This is a genomic window from Cognatundibacterium squillarum, assembly GCF_014652435.1.
GTDB classification, from domain to species: Bacteria; Pseudomonadota; Gammaproteobacteria; order Burkholderiales; family Burkholderiaceae_D; genus Undibacterium; species Undibacterium squillarum.
The window spans coordinates 1-22,314 of the sequence record NZ_BMYU01000014.1 but is presented as its reverse complement, the minus strand read 5'-3'; the positions used below and the strand labels follow the sequence as shown (position 1 = coordinate 22,314).

The window sequence follows — 22,314 nt, the reverse complement described above, 5'->3', positions numbered from 1 at the left end:
TTGCCGCACGGCTGTGTTGTCGTGGTATGCGCTGATCGAACGCGGTAAAATGGCAGCTTTCATTGATACTTTTGCGGCAGCAGGAAACTGGCTGCCGTCTTCACAGATATGACAGTTCGTACCCGTTTTGCTCCTAGTCCCACCGGTTATCTGCACATTGGTGGCGCCCGTACTGCCCTGTTCAGCTGGGCGCTTGCGCGTCATTTTGGCGGCACTTTCGTTTTGCGTATTGAAGATACCGATCTGGAACGTTCCACGCCGGAAGCGGTGCAGGCGATTCTGGATGGTATGAACTGGCTGGGTTTGCAGCATGACGAAGGTCCGTTTTACCAGATGCAGCGCATGGATCGCTATCGCGAAGTGCTGGCGCAGATGCTGGAAAAAGGTCAGGCTTACTACTGTTATTCTTCCCCGGAAGAAGTAGAAGCGATGCGTGAGCGTCAGCGTGCTGCTGGTGAAAAACCGCGCTATGACGGCACATGGCGTCCGGAAGAAGGCAAGGTGCTGCCACCGGTGCCTGCAGACCGCAAACCGGTGATCCGCTTTAAAAATCCGCTGGATGGTGATGTGACCTGGAATGATCTGGTTAAAGGCCCGATCACGATCAGTAACCGCGAGCTGGATGACCTGGTGATTGCGCGTCCTGATGGCACGCCAACCTATAACTTCTGCGTGGCGATTGATGACTGGGATATGGAAATCACCCATGTGCTGCGCGGCGATGATCACGTCAACAACACACCGCGTCAGCTGAATATTCTGAATGCGCTGGGTGCAAAATTACCGCTGTATGGTCACGTACCGATGATTCTGGGTCCGGATGGTCAGAAACTGTCCAAGCGTCGTAATGCGGTCAGCGTCATGGATTACGCCGATAAAGGTTATCTGCCGGAAGCGATGCTGAATTATCTGGCGCGTCTGGGCTGGAGTCACGGCGACGACGAGATTTTCTCGATGGAGCAAATGTGCAGCTGGTTCGATATGACGCATTTGTCCGGCTCGGCATCGCAATTCAACCCTGAAAAACTGGACTGGGTGAATAACCATTACATCAAGGCAGCGGACAATGCACGTCTGGCGGATCTGATTCGTCCGCGTATGCTGGCGGCAGGTGCGCAGTTCGATGGCGCGCCGGATCTGGCGCAAGTCATCGCATTACTGAAAGACCGTACTAACACGCTGGTGGAGCTGGCAGATGCGGCGATGCTGTTCTACCGCACACCGGCGGCAGAAGCAGAATTGCTGAACCAGCACCTGACCGATGCGATTAAACCGGCGCTTGCGGCGTATGTGGAAGCACTGCGTACCGTCGAGTGGGATAAGGCGGCAATTTCAGCTGCAATGAAGGCGGTACTGGCAGCGCATTCGCTGAAAATGCCACAACTGGCGATGCCGATGCGCTTGCTGCTGACTGGTCAGCTGCAAACGCCGTCGATCGATGCGGTGATTGCATTGTTTGGTCGTGAATGCGTTCTGGCGCGTCTGACTGCGTATTAAGAACTGCTGAGATCTGCAGGCGCAGGACTTTACAAAACAGCGTTTGGTCTCTATAATCTCGTTTCTGTTCTGCACGGGGGTATAGCTCAGCTGGGAGAGCGCTTGCATGGCATGCAAGAGGTCAGCGGTTCGATCCCGCTTACCTCCACCAACAGAATAGAGTAAGTCCTGAGTCCCCATCGTCTAGAGGCCTAGGACACCACCCTTTCACGGTGGGTACAGGGGTTCGAATCCCCTTGGGGACGCCATTTAAGTGGTCAGATTCAGGATTTTATAGGTCAGTAGTAACGGACAGATTTTATGTCCCCATCGTCTAGAGGCCTAGGACACCACCCTTTCACGGTGGGTACAGGGGTTCGAATCCCCTTGGGGACGCCAGTAAAAAGCGTTTGTTATACTTAGTCGGACAGACGTTCTGTCCCCATCGTCTAGAGGCCTAGGACACCACCCTTTCACGGTGGGTACAGGGGTTCGAATCCCCTTGGGGACGCCAAATAAAAAAGCCTGCACTTGTTGCAGGCTTTTTGCTTTTCTCTTGCTGATTTTTCGCCTGATGTCTGCAGAGACCGGCAGAACCTTGTCGGTTCAGTCTGGTATCCGGCATCGCGCTGATCCGGCGAAAGAGCACAACCTGATCCTGAAGGTTTCTGTGTGACTTACTTGCAGCTGCGGGTGGTTTGTTGCGCGGAATATCGCACGCAACACCGCTGCGCTTTACGCCATCAGCGATCTGCCCATCAGTCTTCTGTCTTTTATCAGTTATCAGGCATCAGATATTGACTGAGATTTCTTTTTTATCAGACTACTTTTCCTGAGATCCAGAGATATTCCGGCTTGCGCAGTCAGGGTTGCAGCGAACAGTTGAGAGATCCAAAGATGATGCAGGAATCCGCATCCGGCATTTTTGAAGGCCCGGACTTTTCGCCGACGACCGCCGGGGTGCTGTGCTGAACACCGCATTTAAAGCAATTCCGGGGCAGGTTTGGGGGAGAAGGTGCTTACGCGACTTACTCAGTCTGATCGTTCAGTGCGCCTTCCCATTCATCAGCCCAGTCGCGCAACGGATCGAGGGTTATCATCAAGGAGTTGCCCAGTGCGCTGAGCTGATAACCGTCTGGCGAGGAGTAAATCAGTTTTGCGACGGATAAATGCTTAATTCTGTCATTCAGGACCGAAGGCGACATGCCATCGCATCGGTCTTGCAGTGCTCTGAAACTCTGGGGGCCGGCACGTAATTCCCACAAAATGCGCATCGTCCATTTTCTGCCGAGCAGATCGAAAACAGCCATCAGCGCGATACCTGAGTTGGATCCTCTGACTTTTTTCTTTGGTAGTGGAGTATTCATTCTTCTTGTGCTACTAAAAAAGTAGCGCTATAGTTCGCTACGGAATGAGTAGCATTCTATCGAGGTTTTCTTATTAAGGCGAGGCAAGTATGTTTTTAGTAGATATGTGTTTCAATGACATGACAAAAATTACCCCGGAACTCAGCGCGCTGCACAGAAGCTATTTGGAGCAGCACTACCAATCGAATCAACTCTTATTCGGCGGGAGAAAAGTCCCAAGAACCGGCGGCATCATTATTTCGAGGCACAGCCACGAGGCAGAATTGCGTGAAATCTTAGCCGCAGACCCGTTTATACGCAGTGGTGCGGTCAGTTACACAATTACAGAGTTTTCTCCTGTGATGGCCGCGCCGGATTGCGCAAACCTGTTCATGGCCCCGTGATGGCATTGGTGCTACAGGCAGAATCGGGCTGCGGTGATTAATTACAGTTTACCAGCCAGCAATGACTGGCGACCGGATTCAGGAACTACTGCCACAGCTGCTACCGCAGCTACTTCCGCAACTGCTGATACTGCTGCTGGTGTCGGTGCAGTGTGTATCGCTGCTGCCCGCATCAACGGGTTTGCAATGCGTATCGTCGGTGATTGCAGCGCCTGCGCCGGAACTGAACGCCAGCGGTGCGGCTATATCAGATGTCCCCGTGTCATAACGACGGCGCTGTTCGTCCTGTGCTTTCCGATGATCATCGGCACTGATCCAGCCTTGCTGAAAATACCAGTCATGTGTCAGCGTTTCCGGTTTGCGCGGTGCGCCGCCGGATCGACCGTAAGCATCAATGGATTGCCAGTAAATTTCACCCCGACTGGCGTAGTAAGCGTAGCCACCGGGCATATTCAGCCGCTGGTCCAGTGTGAATAAGGCGGGAATGCGTGCAGACCACATAGGCATGCCTTCCAGATGCCGCGCTGCCAGCAAGGTGGCACCCACTGCGGCGTCGATGCCGCCGGGCATGTTGTCATCGGCGATATGCGGAATATCGCGCCCGTACCAGTTGGCACAGAATTGCTGCAACTGCATCGGCGAAAAGCGCAGCCAGGCATGCCAGACCGAATCGGCAGCGCGTGAAGGCAGGGCGCAGGCGTGCGGGCTGTGGCGTACGCAGGCAAAAAATTGCAGTAAGCCTTCTGCTGCCTGCCAGAAAAAATGCGGGTCTTGCGGAATGCCGGGAAATTCGTGGTGCGCGGTATCGGTCCAGTATTGCAGCAGACCGGTGGGCAGGGTGCGCAATTGCGGGCGGTAGCGCGAATTGCGTAAAAACTTCCGGGCGCGGTACTGTTGAATGCGAGCCCTGAAGGCTTGAATCAGCATAGTGTCTCCTCGTGGGAAGTCATTGTGAATGCTGAAACCAGTATAACGAAGGACTTTTTTCTTGCTATGACGGAAACTACTTATGCCTGTCGTCCGGTTGCGACAGGCATATGGTCTGGCCGGATAAAGTAGTGCCTTTTTGCTTCAGGTCAGGCAGGGCGGGTGGTTCAGGCCGTATTCCAGCCGCTCTAAGAACTGATGAATATGATACGCATCTGCGAGTCCGTGATGCGCAAAGGTGGCGACTGGCAGAACCAGTTTGCCATCGCGCTGATGTAGTTTGCCAACCGATACCTTCGGTACGCTGTCAGGAAAACCGTTGTGATACGCATGGGTCAGGCCTTCAAATGCCACCCACGGAATCGCGGAAAAATGGATCACATCCTGACGCTGGCATTCTTCATTGAAACATAAACCGCCGGCGCTGATCACGGCTTGCATCGCCGGTTCGGCCTGCGTACGGAATTGCTGAAAATCCGGATCGAACTGCACCGGACAAAAGCCAAAACTGTGATCGGGGCGGCCAATGGTGGTATTGGCATGAATGGTGTCGTACTGCACGACATTGTCGCCTTCCACACGGTAACGCAGATTATCGCAGGCATTCACGGCGATCAGGGTCTGATGCAGATAATGCAGAAAGAAAGAAATGCCGTGTTCGCGGCAATAGCGGTAGGCGGGTTCGCAGGAAACCTGTGTCGTCAGGCTGTGCATAGGGTTGGACATGCGGCCGAAAAAAGCGAAATGTTCGCGCCGTGCCCATTGTTCTTGCTGTATCAGGGTTTTCATAAAAAAGGGGAGTGCTTAACACTCCCCGCATGATACTGCAGTGCAGCCTGGCTGGTTTAAGGCAAATCAGCGCAAAGCGGCAATCATTTGTTCCAGCTTACGGGTATCTGCACAGAAAGCGCGGATACCTTCCGACAGTTTTTCGGTCGCCATCGCATCTTCGTTCAGCGCAAAGCGGAAAGCAGCTTCGCTGACATCGATACGGCTGATGTCGGCGGCCTGCGCATTGGCGGCATTCAGGCGTGGTGTGACTTCCGATTCAGTATCCGCCAGTTTTTGCAGCAGATCCGGGCTGATGGTCAGCAGATCGCAACCGGCCAGTTCCAGAATTTGTGATGTGTTACGGAAGCTTGCACCCATAACTTCGGTTTTGTAGCCGAATTTGCGGTAGTAGTTGTAAATGCGGCTCACGGATTGCACGCCCGGATCATCAGAACCCGTGTATTCCTGACCGGTTTTGGCTTTGTACCAGTCGTAAATACGGCCGACAAACGGAGAAATCAGTTGCGCACCTGCTTCCGCGCAGGCGACTGCCTGTGCCAGACAGAATAACAGCGTCATGTTGCAGCGGATGCCTTCTTTTTCCAGAATTTCCGCAGCGCGGATACCTTCCCATGTGGAGGCGATTTTAATCAGCACTTTTTCACGCGGAATACCGGCGGCTTCATACAGCGCGATCAGCTGACGGCCTTTGGCAACGGTGGCTTCGGTATCAAATGACAGGCGTGCATCGGTTTCGGTGGAAACGCGGCCCGGGATTTCCTGCAGAATGCGCTGACCGAAAGCTACCAGCAAATGATCGATGATTTCTTCGGTGCTGGCGCCGGCGTGTTCGCGCACAGCCTGTTCCAGCAAATGCTGGTATTCCGGTTTTTGTACGGCTTTCAGAATCAGCGACGGATTGGTGGTCGCATCACGCGGTGTATAGGCTTTGATCGCTTGAAAATCACCGGTATCCGCGACGACGATGGTATGTTGTTTGAGTTGTTCGAGTTGATTCATATTAACGTCCAAGTGATGAAGGCAGAACCCGTACTGCGGGTTCACCGGATGTCAGCGCACCGATCACGGTGGCATGGCTGAAACCTTGTTGATGAAATAATGCTAACACATCCTGTGTCGCTTCCGGCGCACAACTGACCAGTAAGCCACCGGAAGTCTGCGGATCGGTCAGAATGGCGCGCTGGGCCGCGCTGATGCGCTCGTCCAGTTGCACCTGATGCCCGTAAGCCTGCCAGTTGCGACCGGAAGCGCCGGTCACGATGCCTTGTTCGGCAAACGCGGCAATGCCGGGCAGCAAAGGCAGCGCATCGAATGCAATATCTGCCGCCAGGCCGGAACCACGGCAAATTTCGAGTAAGTGCCCGCACAGGCCGAAACCGGTCACATCGGTGAGTGCATGCACACCGGACAGACCTGATAAATGCTGGCCCGGACGATTTAACTGGGTGGTGGTCGCGATCATTGCGGCATAACCGGCTTCGTCCAGCATTTGCTTTTTCAGCGCAGCAGACAAAATACCGACACCCAGCGGTTTGCTCAGGATTAACTGGTCACCGGCTCTGGCATCGGCATTGCGGCGTATGCGGTCAGGGTGGGCAATTCCCATCACCACCAGACCATAAATCGGTTCGACTGAATCAATGGTATGGCCGCCGGCGATCGGAATACCTGCATCGGCGCACACAGTTTGTCCGCCGCGCAGAATCTCGCCGATCATTTCATGCGGTAACTGATTGACCGGCATGCCGACAATCGCCAGCGCCATAATCGGCGTGCCGCCCATCGCATACACATCAGAAATAGCATTGGTGGCAGCGATGCGGCCGAAATCAAACGGATCATCCACCACCGGCATAAAGAAGTCAGTGGTCGCTATCAGCGCTTGCTCGTCATTTAAACGATACACCGCTGCGTCATCGCTGGTTTCAATGCCGACCATCAGTTGCGGCGGTACCGGAAACTGGCCGGATTTTTTCAGAATCTCGGACAACACGCCGGGGGCAATTTTGCAGCCGCAACCGCCGCCGTGCGACAGCGAGGTCAGGCGAACCGGATAACTGGCAGTGAGTGTGCTCATAGTCTGTTGTTCGTGCAGAAAAAAGAATCCCGATTATACGCTTGGCCTGTGACGCCTATTTCACTAAACGCCGGATGATGTCCTGAAAATCATGCTGTCCCGCCACTGATACGTGCTGATGCTTGCTGATCAGTGCAAGGGAAGCTTTCCAGTATAAAAAAAGCAGCGCGGAGGAAGTTCGGGAAATGCTGATATGCAGTATTCGTCAGACCCTATGTCCGGAGCGCCAGCGTTTCTGCGGACGTCCGTGATTTTCTGTGCCAAAGTCCGCATTTGAGGCAGTTGGGGAGCTTCAGACAACAAAAAAGCGGCCCGCGGGCCGCTTTTGAGGAGACTGGTGATGATCCTGCGTCAGGACATCACCGTGTCAGCAATTACTCGCCGCTGAAACGACGCTGGGATTCGCGACGCTGACCGTAGCCACCCTCACGACGCTGGCCGTAAGCGCTGCCACCTTCGCGGCGCTGACCGCCGAAACCGCCGCCGCCTTCACGACGCTGGCCGTAGCCTGCGCGCTCACCGCGTTCGCTGCGTTCCTGACCGCCGCCGAAGCCGCGCTGACCACCGTTACCGGCAGCTGCTGCGCCTGCACCGGCGCCGAAAGAACGCTGACCACCGTAAGAGCTGCCATTACCTGCACCGGCACCGGCTCCTGCGCCGAATGAACGCTGACCGCTGCGGCCACCGGAAGAACTGCCGCTGCGTGGCTTACCACGGCCTTCGCCCGGTTTCCAGCCTGGTTTGCGGTTGCCGCGTGCCGCTGCCGGTGCGCGTTGTGGCTCGTAGCCTTCAATCACGTCAACCGGAATGGTTTGTTTAGTGAAACGCTCGATACGGCGTACATGCAGACTTTCTGCGTGGTTCACCAGAGAAACTGCGATACCTTTACGGCCTGCACGACCGGTACGGCCGATACGGTGAACGTAGTCTTCTGCAAATTTCGGCAGATCGTAGTTGAATACGTGGGTGATGCCCGGAACGTCGATACCACGGGCAGCAACGTCGGTCGCTACCAGTACGCGAACGTGACCATTACGCATCGCAGACAGGGTACGGTTACGTGCGCCCTGATGCATGTCACCATGCAATGCAGCAGCGGCGAAACCAGCGATGTTCAGACGGTCAGCGATACCATCGGCATCACGTTTGGTCGCAGTGAACACCACAGCCTGATCAATCGCTGTATCACGCAGCAGATGGTCCAGCATACGGTTTTTGTGCAGCAGATCGTCCACATAGTGAACGCGCTGTTCAATGTTTTCGTGTTTGGTTGCAGAGCTGGCGATCTGAATGATCAGTGGCTCATTGGTAATACGTTTTGCCATGTTGCCGACAACGCCGTCCAGTGTGGCGGAGAACAGCATGGTCTGACGTGTGGCCGGTGTTGCTGCAACGATTTTTTCGATATCGTCGATGAAACCCATGTCCAGCATACGGTCTGCTTCGTCCAGAACCAGCATTTGCAGTTCGGAGAAATCGATTTTGCCGGATTCCATATGGTCGATCAGACGACCCGGTGTTGCCACCAGAATTTCAGGATTGCGTGACAGCAATTGCATTTGTTTCGGGTAAGGCATACCACCCAGAATCGACACTGCGCGCAGACGGCGTGTGTGCGCACTGTATTTGTCGGTGGCAGTTGTTACCTGCAGCGCCAGTTCACGGGTTGGTGTCAGGACCAGCAGTTTTGGTTTTGCTGCGGTAAAGCGAGGACGGTCGCCGCGAGCGCGCGCAGCCTGACGTTCCTGATTTGCAGTACGTGCTGCCGGTGCAACTTCAGCTGTTGCCAGTTTGTGCAGCGCAGGCAGCATGAATGCTGCGGTTTTACCGGAACCGGTCTGGGAAGAAACCATCAGATCGCGGCCTTCGATCGCCGCAGGAATTGCTTGTTGCTGTACAGGCGTAGGCTGGGTGTAGCCAGCGTCAGTCAGGGCGCGAATGATGTTCGCGTGCAAACCAAGTGCTTCAAAACTCATGAAAAACTTTCAAAAAATAATTTAACGCAATGCCATCGGACACGCGCAAACATGCAGCGTCAAGCAAACGAAATGACCAAAGAAAGTTCCGTAGGAACGACAATGAATTTCGGCACAAAAGCTTTGCGCCGGGAAGATGTCTATAGCGGAAATGCTGACATGCAGGGCGGAGGGCTTTTAGGTTGCGCCACCAGCTAGGCGGGCGAGGGCTTGCGATGCTACTGATTCATGCAAACTGCGCTTTATTGCAGTGCAAAAACGGAATAATACAGCATTTCCCTGTTTTTCGCAGGAAAATTTCAGGAGAAGCGCAAAATAAGGCATTATCCTTCGCGTTTACACTGGCGTTGCCAGACAAATTCTGCTTTACCCTGCGGATTGAAACGGAATTGCTGCTGCAAAAATCCCTGACCGAACAGGCTCAGCACCTGATCGTAATAGGCATCCGGCCGTATGCCCTGCGCCTGAATACGCAGCATTTGCTGGCGCAGCACTGGCTGATGTCCGCCGGCTTTCAGAAACGGCAGCAGTGCAGCTGTAAATCCGGTCGAACCCGCGCCTTTCGGTTCGCCACTGTGTACATCGATATATTCCGGCGGAAAACCGAGATTGCCGGTCAGTTCTGCCATTGGCTGCCATAACTTCAGTAAGCGGCTGCGGTCAGTATCCTGCTCATGCAGCATACCCGCCCATAAATACACGCGAATTGCGTTATAGCCGCCCATGCCTTTTTCCGCGCCTTGTAAGTCCGGGCTGAAGCTCGCGGTTTGCTGTGGGGTGGTCTGATAGATTACCCAGTCCGGACTGAAGCCGCGCGGCGCGGTTTGCAGTAACAGTAAGCGTGACGCGTTCAGCATCTGTTGCCAGCGCGTATCGCCGGTACTGACCGCCAGCCAGCGCAGCAATTGCAGCGGCACATAGCTGGGGTTCAGTTTCCAGCGTTGTTCGCCCAGATCAAAGCCCATCGGTGCCGGTAACAGGCTCAGGCCCAGCCCCGGCAGTTCGCGGCTTTCTTCGCGCAAAATACGCTGTGCCAGCAATTGCCCCGCAGCGTTATACGCAGGTTGCTGCCAGACTTCACCGGCCAGTATCAGCGTGTAGGCAATCCAGAGATCGGCATCCGACGCTGCATTCGGATCGATCACGCCCCAGCTCTGATCAGCGCGTCGTCCCCATTGCCATGCAGGCAGGCGTACGGTCAGATCACCACCCGCCAGATTATTCGCGGTCCAGCGCAGTAGTTTTGCAAAACTTTCCTTATCGTTGGCAGCCAGCGCAAAAAACATCGCATACGCCTGACCTTCCGACACGGTGTGCAGCATTGGTGTACTGTGATCAATCACGCGTCCGTCATCACTGACAAAGGTCTGACGGAACTGCTCCCACTGCGGCCAGTTGCATTGCGCATGGGCTTCAGAGAGGGCAGACAAACTGAATATCGCGCCGCCGATGCAGCGTAACAGGCGTTTCTTGGTAAGCATCAGGATTTTCAGAGTCGGATTTGTAAGCAGGAGATAAGACTGTTAGCATTTCTGAACTTCGCCAACGCTGGCATTGTACTGTAATCTTTTGCGGCAGCATGCCGTTCTGAGACTGGAAATGATGATAAAAAAAACTTATCTGCTGTTGTCTGCGCTGTTGTCGTTGTTCTGCCTGCATGCGCAGGCTGCAACTGTATCGGTGGCGGTGGCAGCCAATGTACAGTTTGTGTTTGATGATTTAAAGGCAGCCTTTAAACAGGAAAGCGGACACGATCTGCAAGCCAGTGTGAATTCTTCCGGCAAACTGACGACGCAAATCATGAACGGCGCACCGTTTCATGTGTTTCTGTCGGCGGATACAGAATTTCCAGACAAGCTGGTGAAAGAAGGATTCGCCGCAAATACGCCCAGAGTGTATGTGTACGGAGCACTGGTTTTGTGGAGTACGAAGCTGAACAAGGTCAGCGACTGGCAGGCAGCGCTGCAACAGGCGTCGGTCAGTAAGATTGCGGTAGCTAATCCGAAAACCGCACCGTATGGCCGCGAAACCATGCGGGTGCTGGCAGCAGCCGGGCTGGATAAAAAACTGGAGAACAGACTGGTATTTGCCGAAAGCATTGCGCAAACCAATCAGTACATTCATTCCGGCGTGGCGGATGTTGGCTTTACCGCCAAGTCTGTCGTGCTCGCGCCGGAAATGAAGGGCCAGGGGAAATGGGTAGAAATTCCGCATCACTTATATCAGCCGATTGCGCAAAGTGCAGTGATTCTGAAAGCGGGTAAAGAGCAGCAGGCGCAGGCGGCACAGCAGTTTTTTGATTTTTTATATTCGGCCAAAGGCCGCGCGATTTTTGAGAAATACGGCTATCTGCTGCCGGACAATAAATGAATATTCTGCACGGAGAAATCATCGCGCGCGAAGCGCACGGCAGTGTTTGTCTGCTGACAGTGCAGGCCGGCGGTGTGCAACTGAGCGCCAGTCTGCTGGCGCAGCCTGCGGTCTGGCAGCAGTGGGAATGCGGACGTGCGGTCAGTTTGCAGGTGCCGGAAATGGATGTCGCAATTGCCAAGGATTTTCAGGGTAGTTGCAGTATCCGTAATTGCCTGCCGGCGCAAATCACCGCGATTGAATCCGGTCAGATCTTAAGCAGAATATTATTATCGCTGCTGCCACAGCAGCAAGCGATGGCAGCGGTGATCACGACCCGTGCCGTACAGCAAATGCAATTGCAGCCCGGTGATGCGGTGCAGGCCATGATCAAGTCCAGTGCCTTTTGTGTCATCGCTCAGCACGATGCAGCGGAGGTCCGATGAACTGGCAGCAACTGGATTGGCAACCGGTGTGGCTGACCTTGCAGCTGGCAGCAATCACCACCATCATTTTGCTGTTGCTGGGTGTGCCGCTCGCTTACCGCATTGCGCACAGCCGCAGCCGTTTCAAGCCTGTGTTGGAAAGTCTGGTCAGTTTGCCGCTGGTATTGCCGCCTTCGGTGCTGGGCTTTTATCTGTTACTGATCTTCAGTCCGCGCTACGCATTTGGTCAGTGGCTGGAGCAGACTTTGCATCTGAAGCTGGTATTCAGTTTCAGCGGACTGGTGATTGGTTCGGTTTTATTCAGTCTGCCGTTTATGGTGCAGCCGGTACAGGCAGCATTTCAGAACCTGCCGCGCAGCTTGCTGGAAGCATCGCGTACACTGGGGAAATCCGATACCGAAAGTTTTTTCCGCGTGATACTGCCATCGGTGCGACCGGCCTTACTCAGTGGCACGGTACTGGCGTTCGCGCATACGATAGGTGAATTCGGTGTGGTGCTGATGATAGGCGGGAATATTCCGGGACAAACGCGGCTCGCATCGATGGCCATTTATAACGAAGTCGAAAGTCTGAATTACGATGCGGCCCATGCCTACGCTGCCGTGTTGTTTGCGATCAGCTTTGTGATTCTGCTGACAGTCTACGGACTGCAGCGCCGCAGTCCGGGCGCGGGAGTGGTCCGGTGATTGAAATACGCATACAACATCCGCTGACGTCCGCAGACGGTGCAGACATGCTGAAACCGGATCTGCAGATTGCAGCACAGCAGAGCGCCTGCCTGAGCGGTGCATCCGGTGCTGGTAAAACAACGCTTCTGCGCATCATCGCGGGCTTGCTGAAACCGCAACAGGGCTTCATCCGCGCCGGCGATCAGGTCTGGCTGGATACGGAACGCGGCATTTGTCTGCCGCCGCAACAGCGCCGTGTCGGGATGGTCTTTCAGGACTACGCATTGTTCCCGCATATGACGGTGCAAGCCAATATTGCATATGCCTTAGCACGCAGCCAGCCTGCACTGGTAACTCATCTGTTGCAGCTGACCGGCCTGCAGGCGCTGGCGCAACGCAAACCTGCGCAGTTGTCCGGCGGACAGCAGCAGCGCGTCGCGCTGGCACGTGCGCTGGCAAGAATCTGGGATCAGCCCGGCAGCTTGCTGTTGCTGGATGAGCCTTTGTCCGCACTGGACGCAGAAACACGCAGTCAGTTGCAGGATGTGCTGCAGCAGGCAATGCAACAGAGCGGCTGTACCAGCTTACTGGTTTCGCATGATATGGCGGAAATTTTCCGCCTGTGTCAGCAAGTGTTTGTGCTGGAACATGGTCGCATTGCACGCAGCGGATCACCGGAACAGGTATTTTTGCAGGGCGGGCAGGCCGGGCAACTGACCTTGCAGGCGCAGGTACTGGCGGTGCGGCGTGAAGAAGTGGTGTATGTGCTGTCGCTGCTGATCGGGCAGGAAGTGACGGAAGTGTTTGCCAGCGCAGAACAGGCAGCCGGATTGCGGCCGGGCGATCGTATTGCCGTGGCGGTACGCAGTATTACACCGCTTGGCAGGGCTGGTTGAAGGCTGATCGCTGCGGCATGCAGTGAATAGTCGTGCGGAACAGAAAATAAAAATGGCGCTGATGCAGCGCCATTTTTTTTACATCATCACCGTCCGCAGATCAGCGATTGTAGGTGTCTGCATTCAGACCCATGATGTGGGAGAAACCACCGTCAACATAAGTGATTTCGCCGGTAATGCCGTTGGACAGATCCGACAACAGGAAGGCTGCAGTATTGCCCACGTCTTCAATCGTCACGTTACGGCGCAGCGGTGCGTGATCAGCAACAAAGCCCAGCAGTTTGCCGAAGTCTTTAATGCCGCTGGCTGCCAGCGTTTTGATCGGGCCAGCAGAGATACCGTTAACACGGATACCTTTTTTGCCCAGATCTTCTGCCAGATAACGTACCGATGCTTCCAGTGATGCTTTTGCCAGACCCATGGTGTTGTAGTGCGGAATCGCGCGGATCGCACCCAGATACGACAGCGTCAGCAGAGCGGATTTGTCACGCAGCATCGGCAGTGCAGCTTTTGCCAGTGCAGGGAAAGAGTAAGCAGAGATATCGTGCGCAATGCGGAAAGATTCGCGGGACAGGCCGTCCAGGAATTCACCGGCAATCGCTTCGCGTGGTGCAAAACCGATGGCGTGTACAAGACCATCCAGCTGATCCCAGCTCTGACCCAGATCGCGGAACAGCGCTTCGATTTGTTCATCGCTGCTGACGTCGCATTCAAAAATCAGTTTGCTGTCGAATTCTGCTGCGAATTCTGTGATGCGGTCTTTGAAACGTTCACCCACATAGGTGAATGCGAGTTCGGCACCTTCACGTTTACACGCTTGCGCAATACCGTAAGCAATCGAACGGTTTGACAGCAAACCTGTGATCAGAATTTTTTTACCTTGCAGAAATGCCATGTTGACTCCAGATGGTTTCCGGCTGCGCTTTGCAGTCCTGTCGTTATTATTCGGGACCAGCCAGCCGGGCATGGGTTTTCGGAAACGAGTACCGGAATTTTTGTCCGGTATTGATCCCTGTCAGTAACAGGGAATTCATAACAGGGTCGAATTGTAGTGGCTTCCCTCGAATCGGGCAAATGTTCAATGTATTGAAAGGATGAAGGAAATCAGACGATGTGGTTGCTGCTGCAGATCTGATCAGCGGATATCAGGGGTTTGTCTGTCCTTGTGTCAGGAAAAAGCGGGTTCCAGCTTACCTGTTGCCCCATTGTACTCAAATGCCTAGGCCGTAGCGCTTCAGTATCGACTGCCATTCAGCATCCTGCGGCATGCGGTTGATGATGAGCAGTATTGCTGATTTGTCGGCTTCGTTCCGGACTCTCAGCATAATTTTCAACTGATGGGGTTTACTGTTACGCTTAGATTTACTGATGTATAAATCTGCCATCAGAGCAGGGTGCCGGTGAAGGTAGTACTGGACTGCATGATCTTGCAGAAACAGAAAATCGATACGTTGCTTGCGTAACTTCATCAGATTGGATGCATCGTCAGGCGCATCGTCGCGAATGATCGTTCCCTGTGCAAATGCTGTCATCAGGTCTGTGTATACATGCCCCAGTATGCCACCGAAGCGCAAGCCGCTGGCGCTGACCGGTCCCTGCCATTCCAGCGGTTTTTGCTGTGACGAAATCACCAGGTCGTTGCTTTCCATGATGGTATCGCTCCAGTCCGGACGAAAACTGATAGCTTCGGGCATCCATTCCGGTGTGACCCAGGGAACAAGGGCGTCCTCGGTATTTGATCTCAGCAGGTTCAGCAGACGTCGTTTCGGCAGGATTTGCGATTGAAACCGGTAGCGGCCGCCGCTTTTTCTTGTCAGATAATTTGCGAGTTCAAATGTAAGACCATCGCTGGTAGATGTGACGTATGGCGGATGCTGATAATGACTGAGGATAGCAAAGTTTTGCGTTGAAGCGCTGACATGAACTGCTGGCAAGAACATGAGAACTAGTAGCCAGATGGCAGCCAGTACGTTGCCTGAAGATCTGACGGAGACACAGAATGCACGTGACAAAAAAACGGCAGTTAGAAACGAATTCATGATTGGGATTGGTAAATACAGCTGGCATGTCATCAGTAAAGTCACCGGCAGGCATTCCGTCAAGCGCATTTGTTCGTCCGGCGGGCAGTACCGGTGTCGGCGAACATCCGTACATTGTGCAGAACACCGCATCTGCAATTTCCGGACAACCAGACTTTCTGCCGACGACCGCCGGATTGCTGTGCTTAAATCCGCATTTGGGGCATTTCCAGCGGTTTTCAGCCGGTTTTCAGGCAGCTGCGCTGACCCGTTGAAGAATTGCGTCTGCGCTCAGTCATGTCCCTGTTGTGCGGTGTAGCCGCGCGGTACCGCTGCCAGCAGCTTGCGGGTGTAATCATGCTGCGGACTGGCATACAGTGCATCCGCATTGCCGCATTCGATTTGCTTACCGTGCTGCATCACCAGCACCTGATCAGAAATGTATTTCACTACAGCCAGATCATGTGAAATAAACAGATAAGACAAACCGAACTCATCCTGCAAATCCTGCAGCAGATTCAGCACTTGTGCCTGCACCGATACATCTAGAGCGGAAACCGATTCGTCGCAGATCAGGATTTCCGGCTTCATACTCAGGCAGCGCGCAATTGCAATCCGCTGGCGCTGGCCGCCGGAAAACTCATGCGGATAACGCTGCAAGGCAGTGGCGGGCAGGCTGACTTTATCCAGCAGCGCTGTTGCCATCTTCAGCCTTTCTGCATCGTTATTGCCGATTTGGTGTAATTGCATCGGCTCGGTCAGAATCTGGCCTATCGTAAAGCGCGGATTCAGCGAGGCATACGGATTTTGGAAAATGATCTGGATTTTCGGTTTCAGCGGATGGAATGCTTTTTCCGGCATGCTCAGAATATTCTGGCCTTTGTACCAGGCTTCGCCACCCGTGGCCTGATGCAGGCGCATCAGCGTCAGTCCGACCGTGGTTTTGCCGGAGCCGGATTCACCGACAATGCCCAGTGTTTTTCCTTTCGCCAGCTCAAACGAGACATGATCAACAGCGCGCACGGTTTTGCTGCGGAACAGTCCGTCCGGCACGCTGAAATGCTTACTCAGATTGCTGACTTTCAGAATGATTTCATCATCGCTGTTCCAGCCGCGCTGGCGTTCCGTGGTGCTGGCTAGTGGCGCGTTTTCCTGCATGAAGTCGGCGATGACCGGCAGGCGCAAAGGCCGGTGGCTGACATCCGGACGGCAGTGCAGCAGGGCGCGGGTGTACTGATCCTGTGGTGCGGTAAAAATCTGACCGGCTTCGCCTTGTTCGCGAATTTCACCATGCCGCATCACAATCACCTGATCCGCCACTTCGCCGACCAGTGCCAGATCATGCGTGATAAACAGCACTGCCATCTGATGTTTTTGCTGCAGCGATTTGATCAGATCAATAATCTGCTTTTGTATTGTTACATCCAACGCCGTGGTCGGCTCATCCGCAATCAGCAGGCGCGGTTCGCAGGCAATCGCCATTGCAATCATCACGCGCTGTTGCTGGCCACCGGACATCTGGCATGGATAGCTATCGACTTTGCTGGCCGGATCGGGAATACCGACTTCTTCCAGCAAGGCAATCGCACGTGCGCGCGCTTGTTTCCGATTCATGCCCTGATGCAGACGCAGCACTTCACCGATCTGGTAGCCGACGGTCAGCACCGGATTCAGCGAGCTCATCGGCTCCTGAAAAATCATCGCGATTTCTTTGCCGCATAAAGCACGCCGTTCGGCGGGCGAAAGCTTCAGTAAGTTCACGCCGTTAAACAGGATTTCACTGGCTGCTGAAATACGGCTGGTGTCGGCGGGAAGCAAGCCCATCACTGCGAGCGAGCTGACCGATTTACCGCTACCGGATTCACCAACCAGCGCCACTGTCTGGTTCGCGGGGATGCTGAAGCTGACATTTTTTACAGCTTCGTGCCAGCTGTGTTTGCCGTTTTTAAAGCTGATATTCAGATTGCGGATCTGCAGCAGGGCATCAGAGTTTTTTTTAGTATGCATAACAAGCTCAGCGCAATTTCGGGTCCAGCGCATCGCGCAGGGCATCGGTAAATAAAGAGAAGGCCGTTACCAGGGTGGCCATCGCAACGGTTGCGGCAGTCAGTTGCCACCATTTGCCGAGGATCAGTTCATTCTGTGCTTCGTTCAGTATGCTGCCCCACGAGACTGTGCCGACCGGAACACCGAAGCCCAGAAAACTCAGAATGACTTCAGATTTGATAAAGCCGACGACCAGAATCGAAATCTGTACCAGTGCAACATGGCTGACATTCGGAAAAATATGTACGGCCATTTTGCGCCAGTGCGATGCACCAATGGCTTGCGCAGCCCAGACATATTCACGGTTTTTGTGTTTCAGATACTCAGCACGCATCAGGCGGAAAGGACCGGTCCAGCCGGTTAAGGCCAGAATCAGGATAATGGTGCCAACCCCTTTTTGCTGCAGCACAGCGGCGACCGCCAGTATCAGCAGCAGATACGGAATTGCTGTAAAGATGCTGTAGAACCAGTTGAAGAAATCATCGGTGCGGCCGCCAAAGTAACCTGCCAGTGCGCCGAATACTGTACCGAGGACGGTGGCGAGTACGGCAGCTACTATCCCCACCACAATGGAGGTTTCCGCGCCCTTAATGGTTTTCTTCAGTACATCGTGTCCCCATTTGTCAGCACCGAACAGCAGGCTTTCTTTTTTACCGCTCTCCTGCACGCTGCCTTGCTTCGCCAGATCGCTGTATATGGCTTGTATATCCGTCGCCAGCGGATCCTGAACGCCATACCAGTCAACCTGTGGCGCAGCGCCTTTCAACTGCTGCTGAATCTGCAGGATATCTTCGCGCAGCGGATCATAGGGATTATCGGGCAGCGCTGCGCTTTCATCTGTTGCAGGACCTGCGCTTTTCGCAGCCTGCTGGCTCCAGCCGGGTGGCGCGTAACTGACCGCGATTTCCGCATCCCAGTCGGCGGCGATGAATCCGGCAGCAGACAGACTGATGATCAGCAAAAATACAGCCACCACAGCAAGGCTGATCATCGCGGTGGTATCGGCTTTCAGCCTGCGCCATGCCAGCAGCCACAGGCCGGCAGAATGGGGTTGTTGAGCAATCATAGAAACCGGATTCATTTGAGTTGTACGCGCGGATCAACTGCCTGATACAGTAAATCCGTCAACAGATTAAACAGCATGGTCGCAGCAGCGACGCAAACGGTAATGGCTTTAATCACGGGAAAATCACTGCGTTCAACCGCAAGGATGACTTCGCGGCCGATACCCGGAATGGAAAAGAAACGTTCGATCAGGAATGCACCAATCAGTAAAGCGGGCAGATTTGACATGACATGGGTCAGAATCGGAATTGCTGCATTCCTCAGCACATGTACCCAGCGTATGCGGTGTTCCGATAAGCCTTTGGCGCGTGCCGTACGCACATAGTCCTGATTCACTTCATCCAGCACAAAGGTGCGGAACAAACGCAGATTCGGTGCCAGCCCTACCATCAACGCAATCAGAATCGGCAGCGCTGCATAACGGATCAGATTTTCTGAAAACGCATTGCCCCAGCCTTGTACCGGAAACCAGCCAAGCTGATAAGCGAAAAAATATTGTCCGAGAATGATATACACCAGAATACTGACCGACATCCCGGCGGTGCAGGCAATCATCACAGCACGGTCGGTCAGACTGCCGCGGCGGAATGCAATCACCAGTGCCAGTGCAACGGCCAGCAGTGTTTCCAGAATCGTCAGCGGAATCAATACTGTCAGTGAAGGTCCGAGGCGGCTGGCAATCAGATGACTGACGGATTCACCGGTACTCCAGCTGTTACCGAAATCCAGATGCACAATTTGCTGGATAAAAATCCAGAGCTGAATGTAGTAGGGCTGATCCACACCAAGCTGGCGGCGGATATTGGCGATTTGTTCGGGGCTGGAAATTTTTCCGGCCAGTATATAAGCCGGATCGCCGCCAACCCAGTTGAATAAGAAAAACACCAGCAAAATGACGCCCAGCATGGTGGGAATCATTTGCCAGATCCGGCGCAGCAGGTAAGCACTCATGATGTGTATAAAGAAAAATATTAAGCCGGAAGCGGGCAGTAATCAGCGTTTTGTATCCAGATCCAGATACGGCCACTCGATATGCATGACCGGATGTTTCTGGTAACCAATCACACGAGGCTGGGCCAGCATATTAAAGTAACGCGCAAACCCGATGCGCTGCGCGGAATAAGCTTCCATCAGCCTTGCCATCTTGTGATAAAGGGCGTCACGCTCCGGTCCGGCTGGCAAGCGCTGGCTTTGCTCATACAGCGCATCGAACTCCGGCAGACTGACGCAGCCATTATTATTCAGGTGAATATTCTTTCCGTAGAATAATTGCATGAAATTATCACCGTCCGGATAGTCTGCCATCCACGGCGATATACGCTGTTTCAACTGACACTGCTTTTCTGCCTTCAGGATTTCACTGAATGGCCGGAAATCCGTTTCCATGCGGATGCCCAGCCGGTCATAGGTTTTTTTCCAGACTTCCGCCTGCAGATGACCGCGCGATTCTGTTTGTGAAGTAAAACGAATGACCAGCGGACTGCCATCCGGCAAAGTACGGTAACCATCGGCCCCTTTTTTGTAGCCGAAGCGATCCAGCAGGGCATTGGCTGCGGCAGGGTTGTACTGAATGCTGCTTTTATATTGGGGATCGTGTCCGACCACACCCGGCGGTATCGGAAACTGCAGCGGAATTGCCTGGCCGTTATCGACGATACGGATTTCCTCTTCGACCTGATGCGCCATCGCAATCGCACGGCGCAGTGCGATTTTTTCTTTACTCAGACCACCCAGCACCGGATCCTGCATATTCCAGTAGTAAATGGTGAGTTCCGGCGAAATGATGCGGGATAACTGTACGCCTTTGCTGGTAAATTCCGGCTTCAGTTTGCCATCCTGCAGCACTTGCGGAGCGAGGCCGCCGTATAACTGAAATAAGTCGGTCTCATCTTTCTGGAATGCCAGCAGGCGCGACTGATCTTCGAGTATGACCTGCACAATCACTTTACCGATTTGCGGAATCCGTTTGCCCTTCATCTGGCGCGCAATTTTTTGCTTTTCAGGATCTGCGCCGGGATCAGAGTCCCAATAGTGCTCGCGATAGCCGGGATTGGCTTCCAGCACCATACGGCTGCCGCGCACCCACTCGGTCAGCCGGTAAGGCCCGCTGCCTACCGGATTCGCCATGACCTGACCTTGTCCGTCGCGATATTTTTCGACCACTTCACGTGCGACAGCCGAAGTCGCGGTATAGGCCAGTATCATCGGCAGGTTGTAATCCGGCCGGTGCAGGCGGATTTTCAGTGTGTACGGATCAGGTGCCTGCAAGCCGGGAACGACCGCGTCGTAATCAAATTTGCCGGTTTTTTTTGCCTTCTCCGCAAGTTCATCCAGACCAATGATTTTCCCTTCCAGCAGCCATCGGTGCGAAGATGCAATCGCCGGATCCATCAGGCGCATCAGCGAATAGATAAAATCTTTTGCCTGTAGTTCACGCTCTTTTCCCTTGAAAGCAGCATCCGGTGTGAAGCGTATCCCTTTGCGCAAGCGTATGGTGTAGGTGCGGCCATCTTCACTGATTTCCGGCAATGCTGCAGCAGCTTCAGGGATGATGCGTGCCGGCGAAGCCAGATAATCGTAACCATACAAGCGCTCAAACACTGCTTCAACGATGGCATTTGAGTAAAGGTCGCGGGCAGCCGCCGGATCGAAGCCGGTTTCTGCCACAGGAAATACTGTTCGCAATACTTTCGCCGGATCCCCGAACCCGGGTTGCTGAGCAGCGATGCCGGGCGGAATGGCGGAGCAGAGAAGCAGGGCAGTACCCAGCAGGCAGGCAGTGTGGCTTCGCAGAAAAGGAAATGGCAATTTCATAGGCAGCGCTTCCGTGGTCCGGGTCGGACGATTTGTAACTGTTTGTGTGCTCTGAAGCTGTTTAAGGTACGGCCGTATGCAGCGATTCCCGTCAGCTTCAGCGAGAAGCCATAAACATAACGTAAAGTCTGTACTTACAGAATGGCGGAAGAAAGGGAAGGGAATTCGCCGGTGTGCGCTGATGGTGCGGTCAGGCCAGTTTGCTGCACGAGACAGGTGCAAAGTGTTGTTTTTCGATGTTATTTTTGTTGTAACGCATTAAAACCACGCTGCAATACACCCTAATTTTTGTGCGATTTTCGGCTGAAAAGAAGGCTTGTCGGGAATTTTATTTTGTTGCCAGACGTTAATTTCGAATAATTAATCAATTTGGCGTCTTGCTCTTGCTGCTGCACCAAAAAAATGCTGCAAAGCACAAAAATATAGGTTTCCGTTTCAGGTTTTTTTTTGGCAAAATGCCTCCCTGTTGTTTTTACGGGAAATGCGGCGTGTTTAGAGTTGACAGTCACAGACTGAAAATGATTCTATGCGCCTTCCGAAAAAAAGCTGTGTTACTTGATTTGCCGGATCTGTGTCATTTTTTATAAATGTTACATCCGGTAACATGCTTTTCCTGCGTTTTTTCACTTTCCTGGCACGACGTTTGCTCAACGTCAGGCTAAGTTTGCAGTGCCTACCGGCCTGTTCGCGTTCACGCCAGATTCCGGGTTGCTGAATATCTTTCAGCGTTCCGCCAGCCTCAGTACGCGAATTCCGGATTTCCGGTGCCGGTGTGTATGTGACCCTGTTTTCCAAGAATACTTTGCGTGGAACCCGAATTTTCAGGCCCGCTACGCTTTGTAATCTTTTTTTGTGTGAGCGGTTCTGATCCAGATCAGACAGCAGATCTAGTGGTTTTGGAGGAGTATTAATGGATTTTTCAAATCGCCAGCAAGAGCCGGGCAAGAAGTTTCTCGGCATAGGGCTGGTCATCGCATTTCACGCGATACTTGTGTACGCGTTACTGAACGGTCT

At 53.7% G+C, this 22,314-nt stretch carries 19 protein-coding genes and 4 tRNA genes; 10 read left to right on the top strand and 13 right to left on the bottom strand.

Annotated elements, in window-relative coordinates; all coding sequences use genetic code 11:
* The first annotated feature begins 108 nt into the window (after positions 1-108).
* From gltX to IE092_RS18435, 5 genes are all read left to right on the top strand, one after another.
* Positions 109-1,497 carry a glutamate--tRNA ligase gene (gene gltX / locus IE092_RS18455; protein WP_189359150.1) on the top strand — a complete coding sequence of 463 codons (1,389 nt, stop codon included), beginning with the start codon at positions 109-111 and terminating at the stop codon, positions 1,495-1,497.
* Positions 1,498-1,572: 75 nt separating this feature from the next.
* A tRNA-Ala gene (locus IE092_RS18450) sits at positions 1,573-1,648 on the top strand.
* Between the two features lie 21 nt (positions 1,649-1,669).
* Positions 1,670-1,745, top strand: a tRNA-Glu gene (locus IE092_RS18445).
* A 54-nt stretch (positions 1,746-1,799) separates the two neighbouring features.
* Positions 1,800-1,875: transfer RNA gene (locus IE092_RS18440), tRNA-Glu, on the top strand.
* 39 nt (positions 1,876-1,914) lie between these two features.
* Positions 1,915-1,990, top strand: a tRNA-Glu gene (locus tag IE092_RS18435).
* 514 nt (positions 1,991-2,504) lie between these two features.
* On the opposite strand, the gene IE092_RS18430 is transcribed toward IE092_RS18435, so the two are convergent.
* Positions 2,505-2,843: a winged helix-turn-helix transcriptional regulator gene (locus IE092_RS18430; RefSeq protein ID WP_189359149.1), complete on the bottom strand. Its 339-nt coding sequence runs from the start codon at positions 2,841-2,843 to the stop codon at positions 2,505-2,507.
* A gap of 89 nt (positions 2,844-2,932) precedes the next feature.
* Here IE092_RS18430 and IE092_RS18425 point away from each other — a divergent pair, with 89 nt between their 5' ends.
* Positions 2,933-3,226 carry a YciI family protein gene (locus IE092_RS18425; protein WP_189359147.1) on the top strand — a complete coding sequence of 98 codons (294 nt, stop codon included), beginning with the start codon at positions 2,933-2,935 and terminating at the stop codon, positions 3,224-3,226.
* Positions 3,227-3,304: 78 nt separating this feature from the next.
* Here IE092_RS18425 and IE092_RS18420 read toward each other — a convergent pair whose 3' ends face one another.
* From IE092_RS18420 to bcsZ, 6 genes are all read right to left on the bottom strand, one after another.
* Positions 3,305-4,153 (bottom strand): hypothetical protein, encoded by an 849-nt coding sequence (locus tag IE092_RS18420; RefSeq protein WP_189359145.1) that lies wholly within the window; start codon positions 4,151-4,153, stop codon positions 3,305-3,307.
* Between the two features lie 144 nt (positions 4,154-4,297).
* On the bottom strand, positions 4,298-4,942 hold the full coding sequence (locus IE092_RS18415; RefSeq protein ID WP_189359143.1) for a CatA-like O-acetyltransferase: 645 nt from the start codon (positions 4,940-4,942) through the stop codon (positions 4,298-4,300).
* Positions 4,943-5,008: 66 nt separating this feature from the next.
* Complete coding sequence (gene tal / locus IE092_RS18410; RefSeq protein WP_189359141.1) at positions 5,009-5,944, bottom strand: transaldolase; 936 nt, start codon at positions 5,942-5,944, stop codon at positions 5,009-5,011.
* A 1-nt stretch (position 5,945) separates the two neighbouring features.
* Positions 5,946-7,022: a selenide, water dikinase SelD gene (gene selD, locus IE092_RS18405; protein WP_189359139.1), complete on the bottom strand. Its 1,077-nt coding sequence runs from the start codon at positions 7,020-7,022 to the stop codon at positions 5,946-5,948.
* A 374-nt stretch (positions 7,023-7,396) separates the two neighbouring features.
* On the bottom strand, positions 7,397-8,998 hold the full coding sequence (locus tag IE092_RS18400; protein ID WP_189359137.1) for a DEAD/DEAH box helicase: 1,602 nt from the start codon (positions 8,996-8,998) through the stop codon (positions 7,397-7,399).
* Positions 8,999-9,321: 323 nt separating this feature from the next.
* On the bottom strand, positions 9,322-10,479 hold the full coding sequence (gene bcsZ, locus IE092_RS18395) for a cellulose synthase complex periplasmic endoglucanase BcsZ (protein WP_189359135.1): 1,158 nt from the start codon (positions 10,477-10,479) through the stop codon (positions 9,322-9,324).
* A 118-nt stretch (positions 10,480-10,597) separates the two neighbouring features.
* On the opposite strand from bcsZ, the gene modA reads away from it, so the two are divergent.
* The 4 genes from modA to IE092_RS18375 are packed head-to-tail and all read left to right on the top strand — an operon-like array spanning position 10,598 to position 13,357.
* Entirely contained in the window at positions 10,598-11,368 is a 771-nt protein-coding gene (gene modA / locus IE092_RS18390) for a molybdate ABC transporter substrate-binding protein (RefSeq protein WP_189359133.1), read from the top strand.
* Positions 11,365-11,793, top strand: coding sequence for a TOBE domain-containing protein (locus IE092_RS18385; protein WP_189359131.1), 429 nt, complete (start codon positions 11,365-11,367; stop codon positions 11,791-11,793). Before modA ends, IE092_RS18385 begins: the two co-directional genes overlap by 4 nt.
* Complete coding sequence (modB, locus tag IE092_RS18380) at positions 11,790-12,479, top strand: molybdate ABC transporter permease subunit (protein WP_189359129.1); 690 nt, start codon at positions 11,790-11,792, stop codon at positions 12,477-12,479. The genes IE092_RS18385 and modB overlap by 4 nt, the downstream gene beginning before the upstream one ends.
* On the top strand, positions 12,476-13,357 hold the full coding sequence (locus IE092_RS18375) for an ABC transporter ATP-binding protein (RefSeq protein ID WP_189359127.1): 882 nt from the start codon (positions 12,476-12,478) through the stop codon (positions 13,355-13,357). Before modB ends, IE092_RS18375 begins: the two co-directional genes overlap by 4 nt.
* A gap of 100 nt (positions 13,358-13,457) precedes the next feature.
* Here IE092_RS18375 and fabI read toward each other — a convergent pair whose 3' ends face one another.
* From fabI to IE092_RS18345, 6 genes are all read right to left on the bottom strand, one after another.
* The gene (gene fabI, locus IE092_RS18370; protein WP_189359125.1) at positions 13,458-14,252 is read right to left on the bottom strand and encodes an enoyl-ACP reductase FabI; all 795 of its coding nucleotides are present in this window, start codon (positions 14,250-14,252) and stop codon (positions 13,458-13,460) included.
* A gap of 316 nt (positions 14,253-14,568) precedes the next feature.
* Complete coding sequence (locus IE092_RS18365; protein WP_373295342.1) at positions 14,569-15,051, bottom strand: type 2 periplasmic-binding domain-containing protein; 483 nt, start codon at positions 15,049-15,051, stop codon at positions 14,569-14,571.
* A 615-nt stretch (positions 15,052-15,666) separates the two neighbouring features.
* A complete protein-coding gene (locus tag IE092_RS18360; protein WP_189359120.1) occupies positions 15,667-17,382 on the bottom strand; it encodes an ABC transporter ATP-binding protein in 1,716 nt (571 codons plus the stop codon).
* Between the two features lie 7 nt (positions 17,383-17,389).
* The gene (locus tag IE092_RS18355) at positions 17,390-18,487 is read right to left on the bottom strand and encodes an ABC transporter permease (RefSeq protein ID WP_229793265.1); all 1,098 of its coding nucleotides are present in this window, start codon (positions 18,485-18,487) and stop codon (positions 17,390-17,392) included.
* An 11-nt stretch (positions 18,488-18,498) separates the two neighbouring features.
* Entirely contained in the window at positions 18,499-19,437 is a 939-nt protein-coding gene (locus IE092_RS18350; RefSeq protein WP_189359117.1) for an ABC transporter permease, read from the bottom strand.
* 42 nt (positions 19,438-19,479) lie between these two features.
* Positions 19,480-21,300, bottom strand: a complete 1,821-nt coding sequence (locus tag IE092_RS18345) for an ABC transporter substrate-binding protein (RefSeq protein WP_189359115.1) — start codon at positions 21,298-21,300, stop codon at positions 19,480-19,482.
* Between the last annotated feature and the right edge of the window lie 1,014 nt (positions 21,301-22,314).

Coding starts and splice junctions, on each gene's coding strand:
- gltX (WP_189359150.1), top strand. CDS start 109: ATGACAGTTCGTACCCGTTTTGCTCCTAGTCCCACCGGTTATCTGCAC.
- IE092_RS18430 (WP_189359149.1), bottom strand. CDS start 2,843: ATGAATACTCCACTACCAAAGAAAAAAGTCAGAGGATCCAACTCAGGT.
- IE092_RS18425 (WP_189359147.1), top strand. CDS start 2,933: ATGTTTTTAGTAGATATGTGTTTCAATGACATGACAAAAATTACCCCG.
- IE092_RS18420 (WP_189359145.1), bottom strand. CDS start 4,153: ATGCTGATTCAAGCCTTCAGGGCTCGCATTCAACAGTACCGCGCCCGG.
- IE092_RS18415 (WP_189359143.1), bottom strand. CDS start 4,942: ATGAAAACCCTGATACAGCAAGAACAATGGGCACGGCGCGAACATTTC.
- tal (WP_189359141.1), bottom strand. CDS start 5,944: ATGAATCAACTCGAACAACTCAAACAACATACCATCGTCGTCGCGGAT.
- selD (WP_189359139.1), bottom strand. CDS start 7,022: ATGAGCACACTCACTGCCAGTTATCCGGTTCGCCTGACCTCGCTGTCG.
- IE092_RS18400 (WP_189359137.1), bottom strand. CDS start 8,998: ATGAGTTTTGAAGCACTTGGTTTGCACGCGAACATCATTCGCGCCCTG.
- bcsZ (WP_189359135.1), bottom strand. CDS start 10,479: ATGCTTACCAAGAAACGCCTGTTACGCTGCATCGGCGGCGCGATATTC.
- modA (WP_189359133.1), top strand. CDS start 10,598: ATGATGATAAAAAAAACTTATCTGCTGTTGTCTGCGCTGTTGTCGTTG.
- IE092_RS18385 (WP_189359131.1), top strand. CDS start 11,365: ATGAATATTCTGCACGGAGAAATCATCGCGCGCGAAGCGCACGGCAGT.
- modB (WP_189359129.1), top strand. CDS start 11,790: ATGAACTGGCAGCAACTGGATTGGCAACCGGTGTGGCTGACCTTGCAG.
- fabI (WP_189359125.1), bottom strand. CDS start 14,252: ATGGCATTTCTGCAAGGTAAAAAAATTCTGATCACAGGTTTGCTGTCA.
- IE092_RS18365 (WP_373295342.1), bottom strand. CDS start 15,051: ATGCCCGAAGCTATCAGTTTTCGTCCGGACTGGAGCGATACCATCATG.
- IE092_RS18360 (WP_189359120.1), bottom strand. CDS start 17,382: ATGCATACTAAAAAAAACTCTGATGCCCTGCTGCAGATCCGCAATCTG.
- IE092_RS18355 (WP_229793265.1), bottom strand. CDS start 18,487: ATGATTGCTCAACAACCCCATTCTGCCGGCCTGTGGCTGCTGGCATGG.
- IE092_RS18350 (WP_189359117.1), bottom strand. CDS start 19,437: ATGAGTGCTTACCTGCTGCGCCGGATCTGGCAAATGATTCCCACCATG.
- IE092_RS18345 (WP_189359115.1), bottom strand. CDS start 21,300: ATGAAATTGCCATTTCCTTTTCTGCGAAGCCACACTGCCTGCCTGCTG.